At 73.9% G+C, this 23,318-nt stretch carries 15 protein-coding genes and 1 tRNA gene; 4 read left to right on the top strand and 12 right to left on the bottom strand.

From position 1 onward, the window contains the following. The first annotated feature begins 92 nt into the window (after positions 1–92). Complete coding sequence (locus ACSNN9_RS03910) at positions 93–1,781, top strand: hypothetical protein (protein WP_436671241.1); 1,689 nt, start codon at positions 93–95, stop codon at positions 1,779–1,781. Next, positions 1,771–3,717 carry a TOMM precursor leader peptide-binding protein gene (locus tag ACSNN9_RS03905; RefSeq protein ID WP_436671240.1) on the top strand — a complete coding sequence of 649 codons (1,947 nt, stop codon included), beginning with the start codon at positions 1,771–1,773 and terminating at the stop codon, positions 3,715–3,717. The genes ACSNN9_RS03910 and ACSNN9_RS03905 overlap by 11 nt, the downstream gene beginning before the upstream one ends. A 61-nt stretch (positions 3,718–3,778) precedes the next feature. On the opposite strand, the gene ACSNN9_RS03900 is transcribed toward ACSNN9_RS03905, so the two are convergent. The 3 genes from ACSNN9_RS03900 to ACSNN9_RS03890 all read right to left on the bottom strand — a co-directional run bounded on the left by ACSNN9_RS03900 (position 3,779) and on the right by ACSNN9_RS03890 (position 9,472). Next, positions 3,779–5,479 carry a thiopeptide-type bacteriocin biosynthesis protein gene (locus tag ACSNN9_RS03900; protein WP_436671239.1) on the bottom strand — a complete coding sequence of 567 codons (1,701 nt, stop codon included), beginning with the start codon at positions 5,477–5,479 and terminating at the stop codon, positions 3,779–3,781. Positions 5,480–5,697: 218 nt separating this feature from the next. Then, positions 5,698–6,852 (bottom strand): hypothetical protein, encoded by a 1,155-nt coding sequence (locus ACSNN9_RS03895; RefSeq protein WP_436671238.1) that lies wholly within the window; start codon positions 6,850–6,852, stop codon positions 5,698–5,700. Further along, entirely contained in the window at positions 6,845–9,472 is a 2,628-nt protein-coding gene (locus tag ACSNN9_RS03890) for a lantibiotic dehydratase (protein ID WP_436671237.1), read from the bottom strand. The genes ACSNN9_RS03895 and ACSNN9_RS03890 overlap by 8 nt, the downstream gene beginning before the upstream one ends. 706 nt (positions 9,473–10,178) lie before the next feature. On the opposite strand from ACSNN9_RS03890, the gene ACSNN9_RS03885 reads away from it, so the two are divergent. Next, positions 10,179–12,830 (top strand): LuxR C-terminal-related transcriptional regulator, encoded by a 2,652-nt coding sequence (locus tag ACSNN9_RS03885; protein ID WP_436671236.1) that lies wholly within the window; start codon positions 10,179–10,181, stop codon positions 12,828–12,830. 359 nt (positions 12,831–13,189) lie between these two features. Continuing rightward, positions 13,190–14,209, top strand: a complete 1,020-nt coding sequence (locus ACSNN9_RS03880; protein ID WP_436671235.1) for a hypothetical protein — start codon at positions 13,190–13,192, stop codon at positions 14,207–14,209. Positions 14,210–14,455: 246 nt separating this feature from the next. On the opposite strand, the gene ACSNN9_RS03875 is transcribed toward ACSNN9_RS03880, so the two are convergent. The 9 genes from ACSNN9_RS03875 to ald form a co-directional block, all read right to left on the bottom strand. Next, positions 14,456–14,529 (bottom strand) — tRNA-Pro (locus tag ACSNN9_RS03875). Positions 14,530–14,727: 198 nt separating this feature from the next. Further along, the gene (gene der / locus ACSNN9_RS03870) at positions 14,728–16,131 is read right to left on the bottom strand and encodes a ribosome biogenesis GTPase Der (RefSeq protein ID WP_436671234.1); all 1,404 of its coding nucleotides are present in this window, start codon (positions 16,129–16,131) and stop codon (positions 14,728–14,730) included. After that, positions 16,128–16,808 (bottom strand): (d)CMP kinase, encoded by a 681-nt coding sequence (cmk, locus tag ACSNN9_RS03865; protein ID WP_436671233.1) that lies wholly within the window; start codon positions 16,806–16,808, stop codon positions 16,128–16,130. Before cmk ends, der begins: the two co-directional genes overlap by 4 nt. Positions 16,809–16,965: 157 nt before the next feature. Then, entirely contained in the window at positions 16,966–17,736 is a 771-nt protein-coding gene (locus tag ACSNN9_RS03860; RefSeq protein WP_121397673.1) for a pseudouridine synthase, read from the bottom strand. Beyond that, positions 17,723–18,688: an SMC-Scp complex subunit ScpB gene (gene scpB, locus ACSNN9_RS03855; protein WP_436671232.1), complete on the bottom strand. Its 966-nt coding sequence runs from the start codon at positions 18,686–18,688 to the stop codon at positions 17,723–17,725. The genes ACSNN9_RS03860 and scpB overlap by 14 nt, the downstream gene beginning before the upstream one ends. Beyond that, positions 18,685–19,641 (bottom strand): segregation and condensation protein A, encoded by a 957-nt coding sequence (locus ACSNN9_RS03850; protein WP_436671231.1) that lies wholly within the window; start codon positions 19,639–19,641, stop codon positions 18,685–18,687. Before ACSNN9_RS03850 ends, scpB begins: the two co-directional genes overlap by 4 nt. A 53-nt stretch (positions 19,642–19,694) precedes the next feature. Further along, on the bottom strand, positions 19,695–20,618 hold the full coding sequence (locus tag ACSNN9_RS03845) for a ParA family protein (protein ID WP_121397670.1): 924 nt from the start codon (positions 20,616–20,618) through the stop codon (positions 19,695–19,697). 322 nt (positions 20,619–20,940) lie between these two features. Next, entirely contained in the window at positions 20,941–21,933 is a 993-nt protein-coding gene (locus tag ACSNN9_RS03840; protein WP_436671281.1) for a site-specific tyrosine recombinase XerD, read from the bottom strand. Between the two features lie 11 nt (positions 21,934–21,944). Beyond that, positions 21,945–23,060: an alanine dehydrogenase gene (ald, locus tag ACSNN9_RS03835; protein ID WP_436671230.1), complete on the bottom strand. Its 1,116-nt coding sequence runs from the start codon at positions 23,058–23,060 to the stop codon at positions 21,945–21,947. Positions 23,061–23,318 lie beyond the last annotated feature (258 nt).

Below are 23,318 nucleotides of genomic sequence, written 5' to 3'. Positions count from 1 at the left end.
AGGCGACTGTCGCCGGGCCCGGCGACAGTCCCCCTTCCAACCCGGACTCCTTCCGACGACCCCAGCCGTTCCCCGACCGGTGAGGCGAGCAGATGTCGACCAGTTCCTGGCAACTCCGCCCCACGGTGCAGGCGACCCGGATCGACGGCGGGCTGCACCTACGGTCCTGGGACACCAGCCTCACCCTGGACGACGCGCCACAGCTGTGGCGGCTCTGGCAACTGCTCACCCGGCGCCTCGCGTCCGGCCGGGCCACAGACGACCTGCACGACCTGTCGCCACGCCCGCCCGTCGCCCTCGCCCTGCACCGGCTGGCCGACCTGCTCCGGGAACACGATCTGCTGGTCCGGGTGCCGGAGCACTGGGCCACCGCCGGGCGTGCCCATGCCCCCACCGACGCCTGCGGGCCGGATCCGGGGCCTCCCCCCGCCGCCGCCACCTGGCTGGCCTCGGTCGCCACCGACCCCGCCGCGTCCTGGACCGGCATCGGCCGGGAATCGGTGACCGTCACGGGAGCGGGGCCCGCTGCCACCGCCGCGATCGAGGCGTTGACCGCCGCCGGAGCCCGGGTCCGGCGGGCCGCGACCCGCACCGACCCACCGCGCGACGCGGGACGCGTCATCCTCGCCGCCGGCGACGGGCGTGCCGTGGTGACCGGGGCCAGCGCCACGGTCGGCTACGTCACCCCCGTCGGCCCGGGCACGCATCTGCGGGCCCAGGCCGGCCTGATCGCCGAGCGGCTCGGACTCGGCAGCGCGGCGACGGCCCCTGGCGACCCGGTTGCCGTGGTGGCCGGCGCCTGCGCCGCGCACCGGCTCCTCGGCGCGCTGGCCGAGCTGACCGACCCGGCCGCGCCGACGGCGCTCGTCGTGCGGAGCGACCCGCTGCGCGCCACCGCCCACCCGTGGCCGCCCGGCGTACGGTCACCGGCGGCCGACGCCCCCGACCGGCGGGACGACACCGTCCACGCGGGCCTACCCACCTCCCTCACGGACCCGGAACTCGGTGTGTTGCCGCCGGTGGAGCTCGACGACCTGCCACAACTGCCGGTGGGACTGGCCCGGTGCCGGGTCGGCGGTGTTCCCGGCCCGGCCGGTGGGACGCTCGTCACCGGGCACGGTCCGGACACCTCCACGGCGAGGTTGCACGCCACGCTGGCAGCGGTGGAGCTGATCAGCGTGTCCGCCGAAGGGGCCGCCGTGCTGGCCTGCGGGGTGGACCGCAGCCATGCCGAGGGAGTGCTGCTGCGCCGCCTCGCCCGCCGGTCGATGGCCTCGGCCGGCGACACGTCAGGCGGGGCTGCCCCCCCGTCGGCGTTCGACGCGCCGGCGGCCCGCCGCTGGTGGCGTACGCTGACCCGCCGCCTCGGCGTCCCGGCGACCGTTCACGTCCGCCGGCTCGCCCCCGGGGCGCAGCTGGCCGTCGTGCGCGGCCCGGGCACGACGGACCCCGACGGGTGGATGGAACTCGGCTGGGCGATCGAGGCCACGGCCCACGACGCGGTCGCCTTCGCCGCCCTCGCCGCGGTCGCCACGGTCCGCTGGCGTGCCCACCAGCCCGGTCCGCCGTACTCGCACGGCCCCTGCGGAGCGTCGCCACGGGTGAGCCGCTCGGCCGCGCCCGTGCCCGACGGGTCCGAACGGGAGGCCACCCTCCGGCGGTCACTGCGGACCCTCGTCGGCGCCCCTGCGGAGCCGATCGTGGTGGCGCCGCCGGCTCCGCTGGCCGCCGCCCTGCGTACGGTCGGGCTCGTCGTCCTGCGGGCCGGCGATGACCGGTGACCCGTGGTTGCCCGGGGACGATCGGGACCGTCCCCGGCAGCCGGATCCTGACCTGGCCGGCCAGCTCGCCGAGGCGCTGAGGGGGGCGGGGTCGCCGTACCCGGTGCTGGCCGAGGACGACGGGTGGGCCGGCTCCGGCCCGGCGGTGGTGGTGTCGACCCGGTGGAGTCCGGCGCTGCTGAGCCGGCTGGTCGACCGGGGCACCGGGGCGGGCGGCACCGTCCTGCCCGTCCGGTTCGACGGCGGTACGGCGCTGGTGGGTCCGCTGGTCGGCCCCGACAGTGCCACCTGCCTGCGCTGCCTGGAGGCCGCCAGGCTGGCGGCGCCGGGCGGCCGGACACCGCACGGCGATTCCGAGCTGCGGCTCGGCGGTCTGCCGGCGCCGGCCCTGCTGCCCGTGCTCGCCGCGGTGGTCCGGTCGGCGTTGGCCGAGCCGCAGTCCGCCGCCACGCGGCTCTGGGTCGTCCGGCCCGACGGGAGCGTGTCCGCCCATCCGGTGGCGCCGGTGGGGGTTCGCTGCGAAGGATGCCTCAGCCGGCAGCCGCCTGCTCCACCTGGGACGCCGCTCACCGGCAGCGGTCAGCCGCCGGCCGACCCGGTGCGGTTGCGCCGGCCGAATCCGGCGACCGACCTGGCGGGACTTCGCCGGGCGCTGCTGGAGCCACGGCTGGGCCACGTCGTTCAGCTGCACCGGCATGAGGGGTACGGGCTACCGGTCACCACGGCGGTGGTCGCCGGTCCGGCGGTCACCGTGGCGGGCTTCGGCCGGGCGGCGACCGCCGCCGAGGCTGACCGGTTGGCGCTCTTCGAAGCGGTGGAACGGCTGGCCGGGTACGCCCCCCACGGGCCCGCCGCCCGACACCGGGCGTCCTTCGCGGAGCTGGGGGCGGAGCGCGCCGTCGACCCCGCGGCCCTCGGTCTGCCCGACCTGCCCAGCGCTCACCACACCCCGTACGCCCCCGACGTGCCGACGTGGTGGGTGCCGGGGTGGTCACCCAGTCGGGCGACGTCCGTGGCGGTGCCGGAGCACGCGGCGTACTGGGGTGACCTCGGGCAGCGTCCGTCGGTGACCTTCCTGTCGGAGTCCTCCAACGGCTGCGGTCTCGGCAACAGTCTGGAGGAGGCGGCCCTGCACGGCCTGTTCGAGGTCATCGAACGGGACGCCTTCCTGATGGCCTGGTACGCCCGTACGCCGTTGGTGGAGGTCGCGCTCCCCGACGAACTCGACCTGGTCGGGCACCTCGCCGACGATCTGGACCTGCTCGACTACGACCTACGGTTGTTCGACGCGACCACCGACCTGGCCGTGCCGGCGGTCGTCGCGCTGGCGCAGCACCGGGTGCCCGGCGCGGCGGCGCCGACGGCGTTCTTCGCGGCCGGCGCCCACCTGGATCCCCTCTCGGCGATCCACTCCGCCGTGGTGGAGCTGGTCGTCAACCTCCACCAGGTGCGCGACGCGTGGCAGGGGGATGCGGCGCGGGCGGACCGCGACCGGCTGCTGCCGATGCTCGACGACGCCGCCTTGGTCCGCCAGATGGACGACCACATGATGCTGCACTGTCTGCCCGAGGCACGGCCGCGCTACGAGTTCCTGCTCGGGGCCGGGCGGACCCGGCCCTGGCGGGAGGTGTGGCCGGGACTGCCCCGTCCCGTCGAGGACCTCGCGGCCCTGTTCGGCGCGCTCTGCGCGGACCTGCACCACCGGGCCAACGTGGAACCGGTCGTCGTCGACCAGAGCATCCCCGAGCTGCGGCAGGCCCTCGGGTTGCACGCCGCCAAGGTCGTCGTTCCCGGCACCCTGCCGATGACGTTCGGTCACCTGAACCGGCGGACGCGGGGGCTGCCCCGGCTGCTGACTGTGCCGGCGGCGCTGGGCCGCCTGCCCGGGCGGCCCCGCTACGAGGACCTGGCGCTGCACCCGCACCCCTTCCCGTGACCGTCCCGTCCCGGGCCCGGCCGGGGGGTCGGGCCCGACGTGCGGGCCCGACCGCCAGGGGTCACCCGACGGGCCGGCCGACCGGGAGCAGGTAGGCGAGAACCTCGTCGACCCCGTCGAGGAGGAGCAGTTCGTGGGCGATGTCGTCGTAGAACCCACCGACCATGCCCAGCCCGAGTCCTGTCGCCGCCGCCGTGAGGGCCAGGTTCTGGGCCAGGTGACCGGCTTCGAGCAGGCCGAAGCGCAGCGCCCGGAGGCCGTAGGCGGCCCGCAGCACGGGCAGGTCGACGTAGACCCCGAGCAGCGCCGGCAGTGCCGACAGATCGATCCGTTCCTGGCTGGCCGGGGTGTCCGCCGACTGCGTCGCCGGTCCGGCCCTGAACCACATCGAGGCGGTGGCCAGCTCGGCGTCGGTGGGCACCGGGCCGATGGGCAGCAGGAGCCGGGACTCGGCGTCCACGTCGTACTGGTGGGCCGGGACGCCGGCCACGTCCCGGGCCAGCACGCGTAGCCGGACCGCGTACTTGGCGCCGGCGCTCGGGTAGGGCCGGCGGACGCCGGGCCTGCCGGCCCGATCACTCGCCCCGCTGGCGGTCCACAGCAGAGTGGCCAGCTGCGCGGCGTCCATCGGGCCGCAGAGCGCACCGCGTCCGCTGGCCCGCGCGGTGAGCGCGTCGCCGAGCGCGGCCGTCACGGGCGCGGCCGGGGGAAGAGCCAGGGGCGGGCCGGACCGTCGCCGGTCGCCGTGCCGCGTCCGGTCCGACGTCCGCGGCCGCTGCCACTCGATCCGGCCCGGGGCGTAACCGCTGGCCGCCAGGTAACGCCGGTCGGGGCTGGCGGTGCCGTCGGCGAAGAAGTCGGTGGGGCCGTCCGGCGCCAGCAGGGCGGCGGCGAGGAAGTGGTAGAGGGAGCGCTCCTCGTCGGGCAGGATGCCCAACCGGTTGAGCAGCATGTGCAGTTGGGACGCCCACACCCCGGCCCACTGGTCGCCGCCGCCGGCAGAGCTCTCCAGCTGGGCGCGGGCGGCGCGCACCTGGGCGGCCCACCGGTCCCGGATCCGTGAGCCGTCCGCTGCGGAGGCGGTGATCTCGTGCCAGCGCCGTACCACCGAGCGGGCCTGCGTGGTGGCTGCGGCGAGCGCCGGCCCCTGTACGTTGCCCGGGGTCAGCGTCGTGCTCTCCGGGTGCCACCGCCAGGCGGTCGCGCTGCGGCGCAGCCATCGGGCCGCGGCGAGCATGTCCAGGTCGAGGGCGATCAGGGTGGCGAGGACCAGGTCGGTGGCGGCCACCATCCGCTGGCCGGGTCCCGGGGTACGCGCGATCACCTCGGCGGCGATCAGGCTGGAGGTGCCGAACAGCGTCTCCGCCACCGGCAGCGCGGCCGGGCCGCCATACCGCTCGGTCTCCGGCTCGTAGTCGACCTGCCGGGCCTGTGCGTGCCCCGGCCAGCCCGGACGGCTGGCGGTGCTGAGGTCGAGCAGCGGATGGTCGGCGGCCCGGGCCGCCGCCACCAACTGCTCCTGCCACCGGCGGTGCTCGTGCGCCTCGGCGCCCCGGGCCCGCACCCTCAGGTGTGGACCGTCGTCGAAGTAGCGGATGAAGAACCAGTCGGTGATCGTCCCGTCCCGACGCAGCCCCTCCATGAGCGGTGTGAGTGTGCCGGTGATGAAGTCGTCGACGTGTTCCGCACCCCAGTGCAAATAGCAGTGCAGGCTGTGGAAGGAGTCCCGCCCGGGGTGGACGGAGGCGGCGGTCACGGGCATGGGAACTCCTCCGGACAGGTCAGGTCTTGACGATCTCTGCGCCCTGAGGGACGGAGATTCCCTCCACGCCGCGCGGCCGCTTGGTTGTCGCGGATCATCCGTGTCGAGAGTTTGCGCTGCCGGTCTCTCCGGGTGACGGGGCTGGCGGGCACGACCGGCCGGCCGCAGCCGCAGGGCGGGCGCGGTGGCGCCGGCGGCGGGCACGGACGCCACCACCCTCACCGGGTCACCTCCGACGCGCGCAGGTGCCCGCGCATCGCGTCCTGCCAGGTCACTCCGGTGAGCTGCTGAACGGCCTCGCTGAGCAGGTAGGCGGCGAGGTAGCGCTCGGAGGGGGTGATGTCGCAGATCGCCAGGAGCAGGTACAGCACGTTGGTGCCGAACCGGTACGGGCCGAAGTCGTTGCCGACCGCCGCCATGGACAGGAAGTCCATCCGGTTGAGCCCGCGGTGGTAGGGGCTGAACTCGGTCCGCTGGGTGACATCCCACTGCCGCTCGGTGGCGGGGTCGCCCAGGGCGCGGGCCCGGCGGGCGTACTGATCGCCGGGCACCACGGGTATGTCACCTCGGTCATGGGCCGCCCGGGTGATCCGCCACGCGACCTCCTCCCAGCTTCGCCAGGCTTCGGCGACCGGGGTGTGGCTGGTCCGGTCCGGCGCCACCAGCCGCCCGACCTCCTCGACGATCCGGTCGCTCTGCCGCTGCCAGGTCGCGTGGAAGCCGGCCCGGATCCGCCCGTCGGTATCCCGCAGGTGCAGAAAGTCCTCCAGGTGAGACAGGAAGGAGTTGTAGCCGGCGCCGTAGCCGGCCGGGTACGCGGCCGCGTGCACGGCCATGGCGGTGAGGGCGAGCCGGACCCGCCGGGCGGAGGTGTTGCCGCGCGCCACCAGGTCGGCGGCGGTGGTGGCGACCGGGTCGAGGCCGGCGCGCAGCAGTTCCGCGCGGCAGGCCACGGCGGCGTCGGATCCGAGCAGCTCACGGACGTGCCCGTCGGCAGGCGGGCCGACCAGGACGGTGTTGTCTGCCATGATCGGCTCGTAGGGGCCGGGCACGAGTTCGGCCCGGCCCGCGGCGACACAGCGGCGCAGCAGCTCGGCGTCGTCGACGTCGCCCCGGGAGGGGTGGGCGGCCAGGTACGCGCGCAGCGCGGCGGCGAGATCGTCGGCGGCCACGCGTACGGCGGGCTCCGGTCCGGCCACCCGGATCCGCAGGTGCGGCCCGTGCAGCCAGTGCCGTTCGACGTGCAGCCCCAGCCGCGGACCAGTCAGCCTGGCGACGGCGGGAAGGACCGCGTGGTGCAGCAGCGGGACCTTCTCCGGCTCGTGGTAGTAGCAGACGACGTCGGCCGCGGCCGTCGACCGGTGGTCACTCATCGGTGCCTGCGCGGTACAGCTCGATCACGACCTCCGTCGCCGGCTGCCCGGGACGGGGGGCGGGCAGTGCCTCCTCCAGGACGACACCGTCCGGATAGCGGGCCAGGGTCCGGGACAGGCAACGCAGGTGCAGCGGGCTTGCGAGGTCGACGTACTGGGAACGGGGCTGCTCCAGGTAGGACATGAACCCCGTCAACCCCTTCGCGCCCTCGACGGCGGCGGCGCCGACGAACACCTGCTCGGGCAGGCCGAGCAGGTGTCGCCAGCGCACGGCGGTACGTCCCACCTCGGCGGGCCGGGCGTCCAGCTCGGCCCGCCAGGCGGCGACGATGTCCGCGGAGAGCCGCCAGTCCGCCCGGGAGATGATCACCTCCCGGTACCGCAGCCGGGGCCGGCACCAGACCGGGCCGACCGGGGTGCGGCGGATCCGGCGGGCCGCCATGGCCCCGCCCAGTCCGACCGATCCCGTACCCAGGTCGGTGAGCATGCTGGTCAGGCGCTCCGGCAGCATCAGCGGCACCAGGAACCCGAGATAGAGCACGTCCAACGGTTCACCGGTGGCGGTGACCACCAGGCGGACCTGGTCGGTGGCGACGTCGTGGACCAGGTGCAGGTCGTCCGGGACCAGGGTTCCGTGGCGGCGGTCGTCGGCGATCTCGTCTCCGACGAGCAGCGGATGCAGGTTGCCATTGAACCCGTTGACTGGGCGGAGCTGGGCCACCCGGGCGCCGAGGTGGCGCCGGAGCTGGGCGGCGACGGCCGTTTCGGCCTCCGGGGGGAGCTGCCGCAGGAAGCGGCTGGTGAACCGGCCCCAGCCGCCGTACACGTGGTTGACACAGAACGACGCGCCGTCGTGGCAGGACTGTCCGAAGACCGCGTACGAGCCGGGTCGGCTGGTGAGCCAACGGGGCAGCCGGGGGGCGACGGCGTCGGGCAGCCCGTCGGGGACGGCCAGGTTCCCTTCGTCGGTCGTGACGGCGGCCACCAGGTCGGCCCGGAGCCGGGCCAGTTCGCGCAGCTCGTCACCGGGGGCGAGGTCGAGCGTCGGGTCCAGGGCGCCGTCGGCGCCGACCAGGCGCGTCGCCTGCCAGATCGCACCGTACTCCTCGGCGAAGTCCGTCGGCGACTCGCAGCGGCCGCCCACGCCGTAGCGGGCGACGAAGCGGTCCCGGGCCAGGCGGCGGATCACCGCGTGCTGGTCGAAAAGTGCGAAGAGCGGGGCCAGCGCGGCGAGGGTGCCCCGGTGGTCCCGGCCGTGGGCCCGGCCCAGGCCCACCGGGCGGACGAGGGTCACGTCCTCGGTGACGGGTTGCGGACGACCCGTGCGGTCCGCGCCGAGCAGGGCGAAGGCCGCGTCCCAGCGGGAGCGTAGTCCGGCCAGGGCCGCCGGCCGTTCGGTCGCGTCGAGAACGGCGAACGCGGTGGTCCTGGCATCGATCTCCCGCAGCAACACGGCCACGTCGGCCAGGCCGATCCCGGCCAGCCAGTCGGCGACCGCGGCGAGGCCGTCGACGGCCTGCGGATCCACCGGGTACGCGGGGCGGAGCACGCCCTGTTCGACGAGCGCGTGCAGGTACGCCCGGGCCGCCGCGGACGCCTGCGACGCCGGAAGGGGCAGCCGGGTGGCCAGTTCCGTCGCGAGCTGGTGCGGCGTCGCCACCCCGCCGGGCTCCAGCAGATTCAGCAGGTGCCGCAGCGCCCGGGTCAGCGGCAGCGTCAGCGCCTCCTCCCGTTGCACCCCGGGTGGCGCGTCGGGGGCCTGTGTCTGCCGACGCAGCCGGATCGCCGCCCCGTCCACCCGCAGGCCGGGTGCCAGCGTGTGGGGCAGATCGCCGCGACGGTCGGGGTGCCGGAGCACAGCGTGAACGAGGGCGGACAGAGTGGCCCGGTCGGCGTTGGCGACCGCCACCACCTCCGGGGAGCCGGTCGAGTCCGGCATCGGCCGGTCCCAGCGGCCCCAGCCCACCCGGGTGAACCAGGACAGCGGTACGGTCTTGGTGGCCGCACGCAGCGCGTACCGGAGCACGGTGGCCTCCGACTTGCGGGCCCGGTCGTCGGGTGCCGGGCCCTGCTCGGCCGCCCGGCGCAGCGCCCGCAGCAGGTCCACGCTGGTCAGCGCGACGGCCCGGGACAGCTCCTCGGCGCGGCACAGCTCGGCCAGGGCAACCCGGTCGGCGGCGAGCGCCGGCGCGAGAAGGGCGTCGAGTTCCGCGGTGTGCCGGTCGATGTCGTCGCGGAGGCCGAGCCAGGACGCCAGGCCGGGCAGGTGGTCCGTCCAGCCGGCCAGCCGGGTACGCGACGCCACCGACGGGCTGCGCCCGTTGTGCACGTCGCGGCGCAGGGCCAGCAGCGCCCGACGCTGGTCGGAATCGGCCCGGACGACCTGCTCGTGCAGCACGTCGGCGAGCGCCGCGGCGATTCGCTCGGCGCGTGCGGTCAGCGCGAGCAGGCGGGCGGCGACGCCCCGGAACTCCTTGGTCACGGCCGACGGTTCCGGGAGGGTGACACCGGCGACCCGCACCATCGCGTACGGCGCCACGGTAACCTCGGGCGCTCGGGTGGCGGGCCCGACCCGGCGTACGCCCAGCGCCGGCGTCCCGCCGACCGTGGTTCCGATCATCCTCTCTCCTCTCCCCCGTGACCGCTTCCTGGTGGAGGACGGTGACAGCGTGACTGCCGACACTCGCAGCCGTGTCCGTGGGAGGCGTCCGCACAACTACCGGTCCGGTTACGTACTCGGTGGCAGGCGCCGGCTGCGTAGCCGGTTGCGTACTTCTCCGGATGGTGCCGGGCGTCGGGAGGGAGGTGCGCGGGCGTCGACACGGTCTCCTCCGACGATGAGTTCAGCCTGGCTGACCTCGACGTGTCCGAGCTGACCGTCGTCGACGTGCACGACTCGGCGGCCCTGCCGGAGTCCTGCGGACTGCCGCCTGGGATTGCGGCTTCACCGGCCTCGACCAGCTCCGGACGGCGGCGGGCACGCTCGTCGCCCGGCTGAAAATCAACAGCCCGCCGTCTTTCTACCCCAGCGCCAGATCGACGGCAATCCTTCCTCCGCCGGGAAACTACACCTGGACCGATCGACTCAAGATCTGGCCGGATCGAAGAGTGCGGTGGGCTGTTGACTATGAAGCGTCCGCCTTGTGTACTCGACATCCCCAAAGAGGATCTTCCCCCTAAGGATCCGTAATGCCAGGTAAACGGCCTTCTCTGATCACACTGGGGTTGCGGTTCCGCACCCACAGCCAGCGGCCGTTCCGGGGCACCGTCCGATGACGCCCACCCCGGCCGACCGGCTCCTACCAGCTCGACCGAAGTCCGGTCGGATGACCGGTCACCCGCTGCCCCGGACGGAATTCGCCGCACTCCGTCGTCAGCTCGACGACCTGCACGCGGGAACCGGCGCAGCCGTAGCCCTCGCCGGAGAGCCGGGAATCGGCAAGACCACGTTGATCTCCGCCCTCGCGGCGCAGGGCAGGGCGCACACCCTCACGGTGGTGGCCGCCACCGCCCGGACGGGCACCGGTCCGCCCGTCGTGGTGGGAGCGGATCCCACCCTTGTCCTGCTCGACGACGTGCACCTGCTCGACTCGGCGCACCGGGACCAGCTGCAGCAGCTGATCGAACTGACCACCACCGCGCCGGTGCTGCTGGTCCTCGCCTACCGGGACCGACAGCTGTCCCGTGGAGCGGCGGCGGTGCTGTCCCGGGCGGCCGCGCGCGGTCAGCTCACCCAGCACCGACTAGGTCCACTGGACCTCGGCCAGACCCGCGAACTGCTCGGTGACCGGCCGGACCTGACCCGGCTGCACGCCGAGGGTGACGGCAACCCGCTCTATCTGCAACTGCTGGCTGCCGCGGACGCGGAGGCCATGACCGACGCCCACCTGATCCTGCTCGGCGAGCTGGCCGAACTCGCCGACCGCGAACTGCGGGTCGCCCAGGCGGCCGCCGTGCTGCGTACCCCCGGTTCGGCGGAGCTGCTCGCCGCGGTGGCCGGACTGGACGTCACGGAGACACTGTCCGCTCTCGACACCCTCACCGAGCTGGACCTGATGCGCCCGGTGCAGTTGCTGCCGCGCTTCGCGTTCCGGCACGACGTCGTCCGTCGTTTCGTCTACGCGCAGATCGGCCCCAGCCAACGCCTCGCCGCCCACCGGCGCGTGGAGGCCGAACTGCTGGCTCGCGGCGCTCCGGTCACCCAGCGCGCCCACCACATCGCCCGGGCCCTCGACACGGGCCGTCCTGAGCAGTTGCCCGTTCTGATCGACGCGGCGCGGAGCACCATGCACGACGCACCGGCCGATGCGCTGGAGTGGTTGGAGGCCGCGCTGCAACTGCTGCCCGAGGGCGACGACCGCTGGTACGAGGCGCAGGTGCTGGCCCTTCGGGCCCAGTTGCTGCGCGGCGGTCGATGCGACGTGCAGCAACTGGTGCACACCCTCCTACCCCGGGTGATCCGCATGCCTGGCCGGGACTTCTCCTCGACCATGGCAGTCGCCGTCCGGGTACGCCGGATCCAGGGCCGGCACGCCGAGGCGTCGGCCCTGATCCGGGAGGGGCTGGCCGCGCTGCACGGCACCCATCCCTCCACTCCCTGCACGGCCGTGGCCATGCACACGGAACTGGCGGCACTCGCCCTCGACCGGCTCGATCAGGAAGCCGCCCGCCTGAACGCCCGCGAGGCCGCCGCCATCGCCCGGCAGCACGGAGACCGGCTCGGGGAGGCGGCCGCCGTCGCCCAGACGGCGATGGCGCACCTGCTCGCCGCGGACAGCGACGCCGCGGACCGGGCCGCCGACATCGCGGCCGATCTGGTGGACACCACGCCGGACAGCAGCGTCGTCACCAACCTGCCGGCCCTCTACCTGGTGGGCTCGACGGAGGAGGCCCTGCACCGGTTCACCGAGGCGCATCGGCACCTGTCCCGGGGTGCCGAGGAGGCCCGCCGAACCGGGCAATGGTTCATCCTTCCCGCCATCCTGACCTCGCTGGGGGCGGTGGAGTTGCAACGTGGACTCCTCGACCGGGCCGGGCGCACCCTGGAGGAAGCTGCGGAACTGCTCGAACCGGAAGGCACGTCGACAGCCTGGGCCACGGTCGCCGCGCTTCTCGCGCTCGTACGGTACTGGCAGGACTTCGACCGAGAGGCTGCCGCGGTGATCGCCCTGGGTGACCAGGCCCTCGCACTGATCCGGGACCAGGGGCCGGCCGAGGGTGTGATCGTGCGCTGCCTCCTGGCGGACCTGCTGATCAAGGTGGCGGAGCCGGAACGCGGGCGTCGGCTGATGCTCGACGCTCTCGGCGGCCCGGAGATGCCACGGATCGCCCCGCCGAACCGGTCCCGGTGGTACGAGGCGCTGTCCATGGCCGCGCTCCGGATGGGTGACAAGCGTGACGCGAGCCGGTGGGTCGACCTGGCCGAGGCCTCGGTGCGCAACCTCTCTGTCAGCCGTCAGGGCTTCCTGATGCGCGCCCGCATGCGGCTGTACGCCGCACGCGGGGAGACCGGCCCGGCGCTGGCCGCCGCAGAGCAGGCAGTCGAATGCTTCGCCGGTCGGGGACTGGATCTGGACCTGTGCCGGACGATGGCGGCGGCGGGAACCGTACTGGTCGACGCCGGCCGCACCGACGATGCCCGCGCCTGGCTCGGACGGGCCGCCGCGCTCGCCGAACGGTGCGGTTCGGCCCGTCTGGTCGATCGGGTTCGCCGGCAGCAGAGCCGGCTGGTCCCGGACGCGTCAACCAGCGGTAGCGACCCGCTGGCCGTGCTGACCGAGCGTGAACGGCAGATCGCCGATCTGGTGAGCCGCGGTATGACCAGCGTGGAGGTCGCACACGGGCTCTTCCTGAGTGTCCGTACGGTCGACACCCATCTGGGCCGGATCTACCGCAAGCTCGGCGTGTCGAACCGGGCGAGCCTGGCCCGGACGGTGCTCCGGTCGCACACGACGACGTCGGCCGGGAGACCTCGGTGAGGTGAGCGGACCCGTCGGTCCCGCCGCACGAGGACTCCGATGTGGCCCCGTTACCGAATGTTACCGCCGTCACCAGAGAAGATCTTCATCTCCCCAGGTCAACCGGTCGGGACCGCCGGATTCGAACCGACGACCCCTTGACCCCCAGGACGCTTCGCCACACGTCCACGCACGTCACGCACCCTATCCCCAAGATCAGGCCGTGCAGTCGACGGCATGCCGGCCACCATCGTGCACACCGTGTGGTCCCCTCCTGGTCCCCGGATGCTGACGCCTGGCGACTGCAGCGGGCATTCGCCGGGCACCAGGGAGACGATGGCGGGGGCTACCCTGTACCGCATTGTGAAAGGGGTGGGCCGGTGGGTCATCGGCTGCGGCACAGCGCGATGCTGCTGCTCGGCGCGGTGCTGCTGGGCACGGTCGGCCTGAGCGTCGGCTCCTGGTACGGCGGCCGCGGGGTCACGCCGCCTAGTGATGACCGGGCGCGGAGCGTGGCGGCGGAGCTGCTCCCCGATGCGGTGCCGTACGACTCGGATCGGATCGTGCATGGCTCCCGGTGGGGCGTCAATTTCGCCGCCGACGACCTCGGATCGGGTCAGGTGGACTTCTGGTACGACGAGCGTGCCGACTGCGCGCTCTCCGAGCAGCTACGACGCAACGCAGCAACGCAGGGATGGCAGGGCCTCCGCCGCACGCCGAGCTACCCGTGCGACGACTGGCGGGCCGAGCGGGACGGGCTGACGGTCAGCCTCGCCCACTCGGCGAGCGGGTCGAGGCTGACCGTCGCACCGGCCGTGCCCGACAGGTTTCTTGCCGTCACGATCACGGGCGCCCTCCTCGGCGCCGCCGCCGGCACGGCGCTGTTCTGGCTGCTGGCACGGCGCCGTCCACCCGTACCCCTGCTGGTCGGCACCCTGGTGACGGTCGGCCTGCTCCCAGGCGTCGCCCTAACCTGGAGGGTCCTGGACATGAACAGGCTCGCCGAACCGGTGTGGCCCATCTGGCCGGCGCTCGCTCCCCTGCTGGCGCCGCTGTGGCTCGTCCTCCTGCCAGTGGGCGTATACGCCCTCCCGAGGCGACAGAACCGGACCGACCCCGCCACCGGCTCCCCTGGCATGAGTGCTGAAGCGGGAGCCGAGGCGCTGGAGTCTTCTCGCAACGGCACTCGGACCGTGGTGGTGGTAACCGTCGCGTGCGTCCTGACCCCCATAGTGATGACTGCCGCCCTACTCCTCTTGTTCGCTCGAGCGCAGCCCGACCCTGCGGCTTCCAAGCCCGTTGTCCCGTGGCAGATCGAGGCAACTGCAAGTGCCACTTCCAACCCGTCTTCGACCGCCTCGGAGTCAGGAACTACCCCAAGTGCCAACAGAGGTGGCTAGTTGGCTGCGGGCATCTGTCGAGAAGCGTGGCCGGCCAGCCCGGCCGGAGGTCGCCAGCAGGCCGGGGCCGGGCCGCCTTGACGAAACGAAGGAAGCGACTCGGCAGGTAACAGGGCTGGCCACACGGCTTGACCGCCGGTCAAGATGCGCTACCGGCCCGGCGCACTTGACCGCCGTGGTCCCCAGATAGCCAGAAGGGCCGACCCGATGTATCGGATCAGCCCTCTGACCTGCTGTTACACCTTGTCGGGACGGCCGGATTCGAACCGACGACCCCTTGACCCCCAGTCAAGTGCGCTACCAAGCTGCGCCACGTCCCGATGCTCCCGCGCGGTGCTCCCCGCGACAGCCGGTACAGCTTAGCGCAGGATCTTCGCGCCGTCCGCACTGCCCCCTCCCGTGCCGGAACGCGTCGTCCGGCACACCTCCCCTATGGCTCCTAGGAGGATGGATAGGTTTGTGGGCGGCGAAAAGCCGGGTGGGAGCGTGCTCCCACCCGGCATTTTCAGGTGCGGCGGTCAGCCGTGCGCCTTGCCCCGGCCGCCGGGGCCGAGCTTCTTGCGGGGGCGTACGGAGATCTCGATCGGGCTGCCCTCGAAGCCGAACTCCTCGCGCAGCTTGCGCTCGACGAACCGCTGGTAGCCGGCGTCCAGCGGAGCGGTGGTGAACAGCACGAAGCGCGGCGGCGCCACGCCCGCCTGGGTGGCGAAGAGGATCTTCGGCGCCCGCCCGCCACGCACCGGGTGCGGGGTCGCCTGCACCAGCGCGGTCAGCCACGAGTTGAGCTGTGCGGTCGGCACCCGGGTCTCCCAGCTGGCCAGGGCCTTGCGCAGCGCCGGCGCCAGCTTGTCGACCGCCCGGCCGGTCTGCGCCGACAGGTTGAGCCGGATCGCCCACGGGATGCGGCGCAGCTCGCGATCGATCTCCTTGTCCAGGTAGTACCGGCGGTCGGCGTCGACCAGGTCCCACTTGTTGAACGCGATCACCAGCGCCCGGCCGGACTCGGTGACCATGGACAGGATCCGCTGGTCCTGCTCGCTGATCGGCTCGCTGGAGTCCAGCAGCACCACGGCGACCTCGGCGGCCTCGATCGCCCCGGCGGTCCGCAGGCTGGCGTAGTACTCGGTGCCGCTGGCCTTGCCGACCCGCTTGCGCAGGCCCGCCGTGTCGACCAGCTGCCAGGTCTCCCCGCCGATCTCGACCAGGCTGTCGACCGGGTCGACGGTCGTGCCGGCGACCGAGTCGACGACCGCCCGCTCCTCGCCCGAGAAGCGGTTGAGCAGGCTGGACTTGCCGACGTTCGGCCGGCCGACGAGGGCCACCCGGCGCGGGCCGCGCGGCCGGTTCTCGACGATCTTCGGGGCCTCCGGCAGCGCGGCCATGATGGCGTCGAGCAGGTCGCCGGAACCGCGCCCGTGCAGCGCCGACACCGGGTACGGCTCACCCAGGCCCAGCGACCACAGCGAGGTCGCCTCCATCTCGATGGCGGTGTTGTCGGCCTTGTTCGCGACCAGGATCACCGGCTTGGCGCTGCGGCGCAGCATCCGTACGGCCGCCTCGTCCACGTCCGTCGAGCCGACCATCGCGTCGACCACGAACAGCACCACGTCGGCGGTCGCTACCGCCGTCTCGGCCTGCGCCGCGATCGCGGCGGCCCGGTCCTTGGCGTCGGGCTCCCACCCGCCGGTGTCCACCACGGTGAACTGCCGGCCGGCCCACTGCGCGTCGTACGGGACGCGGTCCCGGGTGACCCCGGGGACGTCCTCGACGACCGCCTGGCGGCGACCGATGATCCGGTTGACCAGGGTCGACTTGCCCACGTTGGGGCGGCCCACCACGGCCACGACCGGCTGCGGGCCGGTCGGCTCCTCGGTATCGACGTCCGGTTCCCGCAGCTCGATCCACCCGTCGGTCTCGGTCATGCCACTCCCCGATCGGTCAGCAGGTCGCGCAGGCGCCCGACGACCTCGTCGATGCCCAGCTCGGTGGTGTCCAGCACCACGGCGTCGGCGGCCTGGGTCAGCGGGTCGGCCTTGCGGGTCGAGTCGAGCCGGTCGCGCCGGGCCAGGTCGGCCGCGGTCGCCGCGACGTCGGTGGCGTCCTCGGCGCTGCGCCGGGCGGCCCGGGCCGCCTCGGAGGCGGTGAGGTAGACCTTCAGGTCGGCGTCCGGGGCCACCACGGACCCGATGTCGCGGCCCTCGACCACGATCCGGCCGGCATTGGCGATCATCTCGCGCTGCCGGGTGACCAGCAGGGCGCGCACCGCCGGCACGGCGGCCACGGCAGAGACCGCCCCGGTCACCTCCGGCCCGCGGATCTCGGCGTCGACGTTCACGCCGTCGGCGGTCACGCCGTAGCCCTCGGGGTCGGTGCCGATGCGCAGGTCCACCTCGCCGGCGACCTTGGCCACCGACTCGGCGTCGGTCAGGTCGACCCCCGAGCGCAGCACCGCCCAGGTGATGGCGCGGTACATGGCGCCGGTGTCGAGATAGCGGGCACCGAGACCGACGGCGAGCCGCCGGGAGACGGTGGACTTACCCGAACCGGACGGTCCGTCCACAGCGACCACGCATCGCCCGGCCCGTTCGTTTTCCTCCACCGTCGTCCTCCTCAGCCCGTACCTCACGAAACACCGGATGTGCCGCGAGCGGTTGTCCAAACGTTCTCAATGATGCCCGGCGTCGCGCCGCCCGGTGGGCGCCGCCCGCGCCGGGCCGCCAGGGAGCCTACCGGCAGCCGTACCCCGAACTCGGGGGTCAGTCACCCACGGCCTTGAACAGGGCGGCGACCTCCGCGTTGGTCAGCCGCCGCGTCCGCCCGGCGCGCAGGTCGCCCAGCCGGATCGGCCCGATCGCGGTACGCACCAGCCGGCTCACCGGGTGGCCCGCCTCGCCGAGCAGCCGGCGGACGATGTGCTTGCGCCCCTCGTGCAGGCTCAGCTCCACCTGGGCGGTCCGTCCCAGCGTGTCCACCACCCGGAAGGAGTCGACCTTCGCCGGCCCGTCCTCGAGCTCCACGCCGGCCATCAGCCGCTTGCCGAGGTTGCGCGGGATCGGCCCGGACACCTCGCAGAGGTACGTCTTCTGCACCCCGTACGACGGGTGCATCAGCTTGTGCGCGAGGGTGCCGTCGTTGGTGAGCAGCAGCAGGCCCTCGCTGTCGGCGTCGAGCCGCCCCACGTGGTAGACCCGCTGCTCCACCCGGTTGCCGAGGAAGTCGGCGAGCGCGGTGCGCCCCTTCTCGTCAGCCATGGTGGAGACGACCCCGCGGGGCTTGTTCATGGCCAGGTAGACCAGTCGGGTGTCGGCGACGAGGCGCTCGCCGTCGACGTGGATCACGGCGGTGGCGGGGTCGACCTTGTCGCCGAGCTGGGCGACCCGGCCGTCGACGGTGACCCGGCGGCGGAAGATCAGGTCCTCGCAGGCGCGCCGGGAGCCCACACCGGCGGCGGCCAGCACCTTCTGCAGGCGCTCGGCCCCCTCGAAGGCGGGCGCGTCGGGGCGGGGCGTGCGGTCATCGCGTGGCATCGGCAAGCTCTTCTACGTCGTCGGGAAGGAACGGGGCCAGCGGCGGGAGGTCGTCGACGCTGTTCAGCCCGAGCTTCTCCAGGAACATCGTGGTGGTCCGGTAGAGGAACGCCCCGCTGTCCGGTTCGGTGCCGCACTCCTCGACCAACCCGCGGGACACCAGGGTACGGATCACCCCGTCGCAGTTGACACCCCGGATGGCGGAGATCCGCCCCCGGGTGACGGGCTGCTTGTAGGCGATCACGGCCAGTGTCTCCAGCGCGGCCTGGGTCAGTCGCACGGACTGCCCGTCCAGTACGAACCGTTCCACGTAGGTGGCGTATTCCGGCCGGGTGTAGAGACGCCAGCCACCCGCCGCCCGGCGTAGCTCGAAGCCGTGCCCGGCGGCCGTGTAGCCCGCGGCGATCCCGTCCAGCACCGGCCCGATCCGCTCGGCGGGCTGCTCCAGCACCTGGGCGAGGGTCAGCTCGCTGACCGGCTCGTCCACCACCAGCAGGATCGCCTCCAGCGCCCCGCGCAGCTCGGCGTCGTCGAGTTCCGGGGCCGGCTCGGGCGCGGGCGCCGCCCGCCGGCGGGCCCTGGGCGCCTTCTCCGGCGCCCTGCCGCCCGGGCCCTCCCCCGCCGGCGCGGGCACCACGTCCTCCGCCAGCGCGGGGACCACGTCCTCCGCCAGCGCGGGGACCACGTCCTCCGCCAGCGCGGGCCCCGCGGGGATCCCCGCGGGCCCCGGCACCCGCGGCGGCTCCGGGAGCGCCGGTGGCCCCGGGGGCTCCGAAGGCTCCGGCGGGTTCAGCGGCTCCGCGGGCACCGGTGGCTCCGGAGCCGCCGCGGGCGGGGACTCGCCGGGATCCTCGGCGTCGGGCGTGGCGGAGGGGACCGTGGGGCGCTGCCAGGGAGGCACCCAGGCGGCCGCCTGGTCGGCCAGGGAGTCCCGGCGCTCGTCGCTGTTCATCCCTCTGCTCCTCCCTCGTTCCGGTCCGCTCGCCCGGCGGGCTCGGCGGGCTCGGGCGGGGCGCCCGCGTACTCGTCGATGTGCAGGTCGGGGCCGCCGTCGGCGGGACCGGTCCAGCGTACGGTCAGCTCCTCCAGGGCCTGCTCCTGGACGAAGGCGACCAGGCCCTCCCGGTAGAGCTCCAGCAGGGCCAGGAACCGGGCCACCACCTCCAGGGTGGCCTCGCAGTCGGCGCAGAGCAGCGAGAAGGTGGCCGTGCCGGCCCGGCGCAGCCGCTCGGTGAGGATGGCCGCGTGCTCCCGGACGCTGACCCGCACCATGTGCACGTGGGCGATGGATACCTCGGGCACCGGCTTCGGCGTCATCGCCCTGATCGCCAGCCTCAGCAGCCGCTCCGGGCCGATGCCGAGCACCAGGTCGGGCAGCGCCTCGGCGTACCGGGGCTCCAGGGTGACCGCGCGGGGGTAGCGCCGCCCGCCGACCTCCTCCAGCGCCGCGATGTGCGCCGCCGCCTCCTTGTACGCCTTGTACTGCAACAGCCGGGCGAAGAGCAGGTCCCGCGCCTCCAGCAGCGCGAGGTCCTCCTCGTCCTCGACCTCGGCGGCGGGCAGCAGCCGGGCCGCCTTGAGGTCCAGCAGGGTCGCGGCGATGAGCAGGAACTCGCTGGCCTCGTCCAGGTCCCACTGGTCGCCCATCGCGCGGATGTAGGCGATGAACTCGTCGGTGACGCGGTGCAGTGCGACCTCGGTCACGTCGAGCTTGTGCTTGCCGATCAGCTGGAGCAGCAGGTCGAACGGGCCGGTGAAGTTCGCCAGCCGGACGGTGAACCCGCCGCTCTCCGCCGCCGCCTCGGGCACCCCGGCCGGGTCCGTCGGCACCTCGGCGACGGCCTCGGCGGCCCGCACGGGCGGCTGCTCCGGCGTCGTCGGAGGGTCGAGGGGTGGCGCGGTCACCGGGAGACCGTAGTCCACGCCCCGGACGGCGCGGCGCGAAGGTGCATCCCGGCCTACCGCTCGGCCTGGGCGGCGATCACCTCGCGGGCCAGCTGGCGGTAGTTGCGGGCACCCGACGAGGCCGGGTCGAGCGTGGTGATCGGGGCGCCGGCGACGGTGGACTCGGGGAACTTGACGGTCTTGGTGATCACCGTCTGGTAGACCTTGTCGCCGAACGCCTCCACCACCCGCTGGAGCACCTGCCGGCAGTGGGTGGTGCGGCTGTCGTACATGGTGGCGAGGATGCCCTCGAGCTCCAGGTCGAAGTTGAGCCGCTCGCGCACCTTGTCGATGGTGTCCAGCAGCAGGGCCACGCCGCGCAGGCTGAAGAACTCGCACTCCAGGGGGATGAGCACGCCGTGCGCCACGGTCAGCGCGTTGATCGCCAGCAGGCCCAGCGAGGGCTGGCAGTCGATCAGGATGTAGTCGTACTCCTTGCGCACCGACCGGAGCACCCGGGCCAGGGCCATCTCCCGGGCGACCTCGTTGACCAGCTGGATCTCGGCCGCGGAGAGGTCGATGTTGGCCGGCAGCAGGTGCAGCCCCGCCACGTCGGTCTTGATCAGGACGTCCTCGGCGGTGACGTCGTCCTGCATGAGCAGGTTGTAGACCGACAGGTCGAGGTTGTGCGGGTTGACCCCCAGCCCGACCGAGAGGGCGCCCTGCGGGTCGAAGTCGACAAGCAGCACCTTGCGTCCGTACTCGGCCAGCGCGGCGCCCAGGTTGATGGTCGTGGTGGTCTTGCCCACGCCACCCTTCTGGTTGGCCATCGCGATGATCCGGGCCGGGCCGTGCCGGTCGGTCGGCATCGGCTCGGGAATCGGCTTGCGCATCGTGTATGCCGCCGGATCCGCCGGACCGAGATCCGCCCCGAGCGTGGCCTGCTGCTCGCGGAGCTCCGACGTCCAGGTCTCGGCACGGTCACCGTTGCCAGCCATGTGCTCGTTGCCCCCTCCCGACGACCACCCGGCGTCGGAGCCGTCCGACGTCCTTCGCGGCGCCGCTGCGCACCCCGGTCTGCATCACCATCGCCCCAGGAGGTCCGCGCCGATGCCGACTGTACGCCACCGCCCGGCGGCCCGGTCGCACCCGCTCGGCGTGTCGCCGCCCCGCCCACCAGGCCAGCCGCCGGCGGCGTCCCCCACGGACCGCCCCGGGCGCCGTCGCGCCGCGCGAACCGGCCGGCGGCCACCGGAGTCCGGCCGCCCCCGGCGGGGCGGGCGGTGGTCGGCCCCGCGCCCGGGCCGGGGGCCGGACAGGTCACCCCCGCGCCCGGGGATGGGCGGTCGCGTACACCTCGCGCAGCCGCTCGACGGTGACCAGGGTGTAGACCTGGGTGGTGGTCACCGAGGCGTGGCCGAGCAGTTCCTGCACCACCCGCACGTCCGCGCCGCCGTCGAGCAGGTGGGTCGCGTAGGAGTGGCGCAGGGTGTGCGGGGAGACCGCCTCCGGCCCGTCCACCGGCAGCCCGGCCCGCTGGGCGGCACGACGCAGGATCGTCCAGGCGCCCTGCCGGGTCAGCGCGCCGCCGCGGGCGTTGAGGAAGACCGCCGGGGTGCCCCGACCGGCGGCGGCCAGCCCGGGCCGGGCCCGGACCAGCCAGGCCCGCACCGCCTCGACGGCGTACCCGCCGATCGGGACCAGCCGGGTGCGGCCGCCCTTGCCGCGCAGCAGCACGGTGCCCTCGTCGACGTCCAGGTCGTCCACGGCGGCGCCGACCGCCTCGGAGATCCGCGCGCCGGTGCCGTACAGGAACTCCAGCAGCGCCCGGTCGCGCAGCGCGAGCGGCGCCTGGTCGCCGGCGGTGGTCACCGCCCCGGCGGTCTCCAGCAGCCGCACCACGGCGTCGACCGGCAACGCGCGGGGCAGCCGGCGCGGCGGCGTGGGCGGGCGGACGTCGCGGCTGGGGTCGGCGCCGGCCAGCCCCTCGCGCAGCGCGAACCGGTGCAGGCCGCGCACGGCGCTGGCCGCCCGCGCGGCGGAGGAGACCGCCAGCGGCGGGTGCGCGTCGTCGCCGGCGCGCAGCCGGGCCAGGTGCGCCTCGACCTGCCCCGGGCCGACGGCGGCCAGGTCCGGCACGCCGGCCGCCGCCAGGGTGGCCAGGTAGCGCTCCAGGTCCCGGCGGTACGACGAGAGCGTGTTCGCCGAGAGCCCCCGCTCGACGGTGAGGTGGTCGAGGTAGCCGCGGACGGCACGGCGCAGGGCCGGCGCGGGCTGCACGCCCGCGCCGGCCCCGTCCGGTGTGCCGGTCAGCCCGCCACCCCTCAGGCCAGCGCGTCGGCCAGCGCGAGGTTCGCCATGCCGTGCGCCTCGGCGACCGGGCCGTAGGTGACCTGGCCGTCGTGGGTGTTCAGGCCCAGCGCCAGCGCCGGGTCGCGACGCAGCGCCTCGCGCCAGCCGTGGTTGGCCAGCTCCAGCGCGTACGGCAGGGTGACGTTGGTCAGCGCGTAGGTGCTGGTGTGCGGCACCGCGCCCGGCATGTTCGCCACGCAGTAGAAGATCGAGTCGTGCACCTGGTAGGTCGGCTCGGCGTGCGTGGTGGGACGCGAGTCCTCGAAGCAGCCGCCCTGGTCGATGGAGATGTCGACCAGCACGCTGCCCGGCTTCATCCGGGAGACCAGCTCGTTGGAGATCAGGGTCGGGGCCTTCGCGCCGGGCACGAGCACCGCGCCGATGACCAGGTCCGCGTCCAGCACGGCCCGCTCGATCTCGTACGCGTTGGAGGCCACCGTCTGCAGGTGGCCGCGGTAGATCGCGTCGGCCTGCCGCAGCCGGGCGACGTTCTTGTCCAGCAGCAGCACCTCGGCCTGCAGGCCGAGCGCGATCGCGGCGGCGTTCATGCCGGAGACGCCGGCGCCGATGACCACCGTCTTCGCGGCGTACACGCCGGAGACGCCGCCCATCAGGATGCCGCGCCCGCCGCCCTGCCGCTGGAGGTGGTAGGCGCCCACCTGCGGGGCGAGCCGGCCGGCCACCTCGGACATCGGGGCGAGCAGCGGCAGCGACCGGTCGGGCAGCTCGACGGTCTCGTACGCGATGCCGGTGACCTTGCGGTCGACGAGCGCGTCGGTGCACGCCTTCGAGGCGGCCAGGTGCAGGTAGGTGAAGAGCACCTGCCCCTCGCGCATCCGGTGGTACTCCTCGGCGATCGGCTCCTTGACCTTGAGCACCAGTTCGGCGGTTTCCCACACCTCGTCGGCGGTGGCCAGGATCTTGGCCCCGGCGGCGGCGAACTCGTCGTCGCCGATGCTGGAGCCGACCCCGGCGCCGGACTCGACGAAGACCTGGTGGCCGCTGCGGACGAACTCGTTGACGCCCGCCGGCGTGATCGCCACGCGGTACTCGTGGTTCTTGACCTCGCGTGGGATTCCGACCTTCACGATGCAGACACCTCTCTTCGGGGCTGCGCTCCCCCGACTGCGCGGTGCCACGGCGGCCCCTTTGCCGCCGCGGTCCACCGGTCCCGCCGGCGGCAGTCTAGGCGCGTGGCCGCCCCCGATGAGGCAGCACAGTGACATCCGGTGCCCGTACGCCCTGACGATGTGTCAGGCATGAACGGCGCCGGCGGTGGGACGTCACCTCAGCCGTCAGGACAGTGTTCATCCATTATCGTCCCACTCTTCGGGTACCGCTGCGGA

The organism is Micromonospora sp. URMC 107, assembly GCF_051386315.1.
In the GTDB taxonomy this organism is placed as follows: Bacteria; Actinomycetota; Actinomycetes; order Mycobacteriales; family Micromonosporaceae; genus Micromonospora.
Note: the sequence above shows the minus strand (reverse complement) of the source record. Positions and strands in the feature narration are given on the sequence as shown.

Excerpts from the sequence above, each read along its gene's own strand:
- ACSNN9_RS03910 (WP_436671241.1), top strand. The coding sequence starts at position 93 with ATGTCGACCAGTTCCTGGCAACTCCGCCCCACGGTGCAGGCGACCCGG.
- ACSNN9_RS03905 (WP_436671240.1), top strand. The coding sequence starts at position 1,771 with ATGACCGGTGACCCGTGGTTGCCCGGGGACGATCGGGACCGTCCCCGG.
- ACSNN9_RS03900 (WP_436671239.1), bottom strand. The coding sequence starts at position 5,479 with ATGCCCGTGACCGCCGCCTCCGTCCACCCCGGGCGGGACTCCTTCCAC.
- ACSNN9_RS03895 (WP_436671238.1), bottom strand. The coding sequence starts at position 6,852 with ATGAGTGACCACCGGTCGACGGCCGCGGCCGACGTCGTCTGCTACTAC.
- ACSNN9_RS03890 (WP_436671237.1), bottom strand. The coding sequence starts at position 9,472 with ATGATCGGAACCACGGTCGGCGGGACGCCGGCGCTGGGCGTACGCCGG.
- ACSNN9_RS03885 (WP_436671236.1), top strand. The coding sequence starts at position 10,179 with ATGACCGGTCACCCGCTGCCCCGGACGGAATTCGCCGCACTCCGTCGT.
- der (WP_436671234.1), bottom strand. The coding sequence starts at position 16,131 with ATGACCGAGACCGACGGGTGGATCGAGCTGCGGGAACCGGACGTCGAT.
- ACSNN9_RS03860 (WP_121397673.1), bottom strand. The coding sequence starts at position 17,736 with ATGCCACGCGATGACCGCACGCCCCGCCCCGACGCGCCCGCCTTCGAG.
- scpB (WP_436671232.1), bottom strand. The coding sequence starts at position 18,688 with ATGAACAGCGACGAGCGCCGGGACTCCCTGGCCGACCAGGCGGCCGCC.
- ACSNN9_RS03845 (WP_121397670.1), bottom strand. The coding sequence starts at position 20,618 with ATGGCTGGCAACGGTGACCGTGCCGAGACCTGGACGTCGGAGCTCCGC.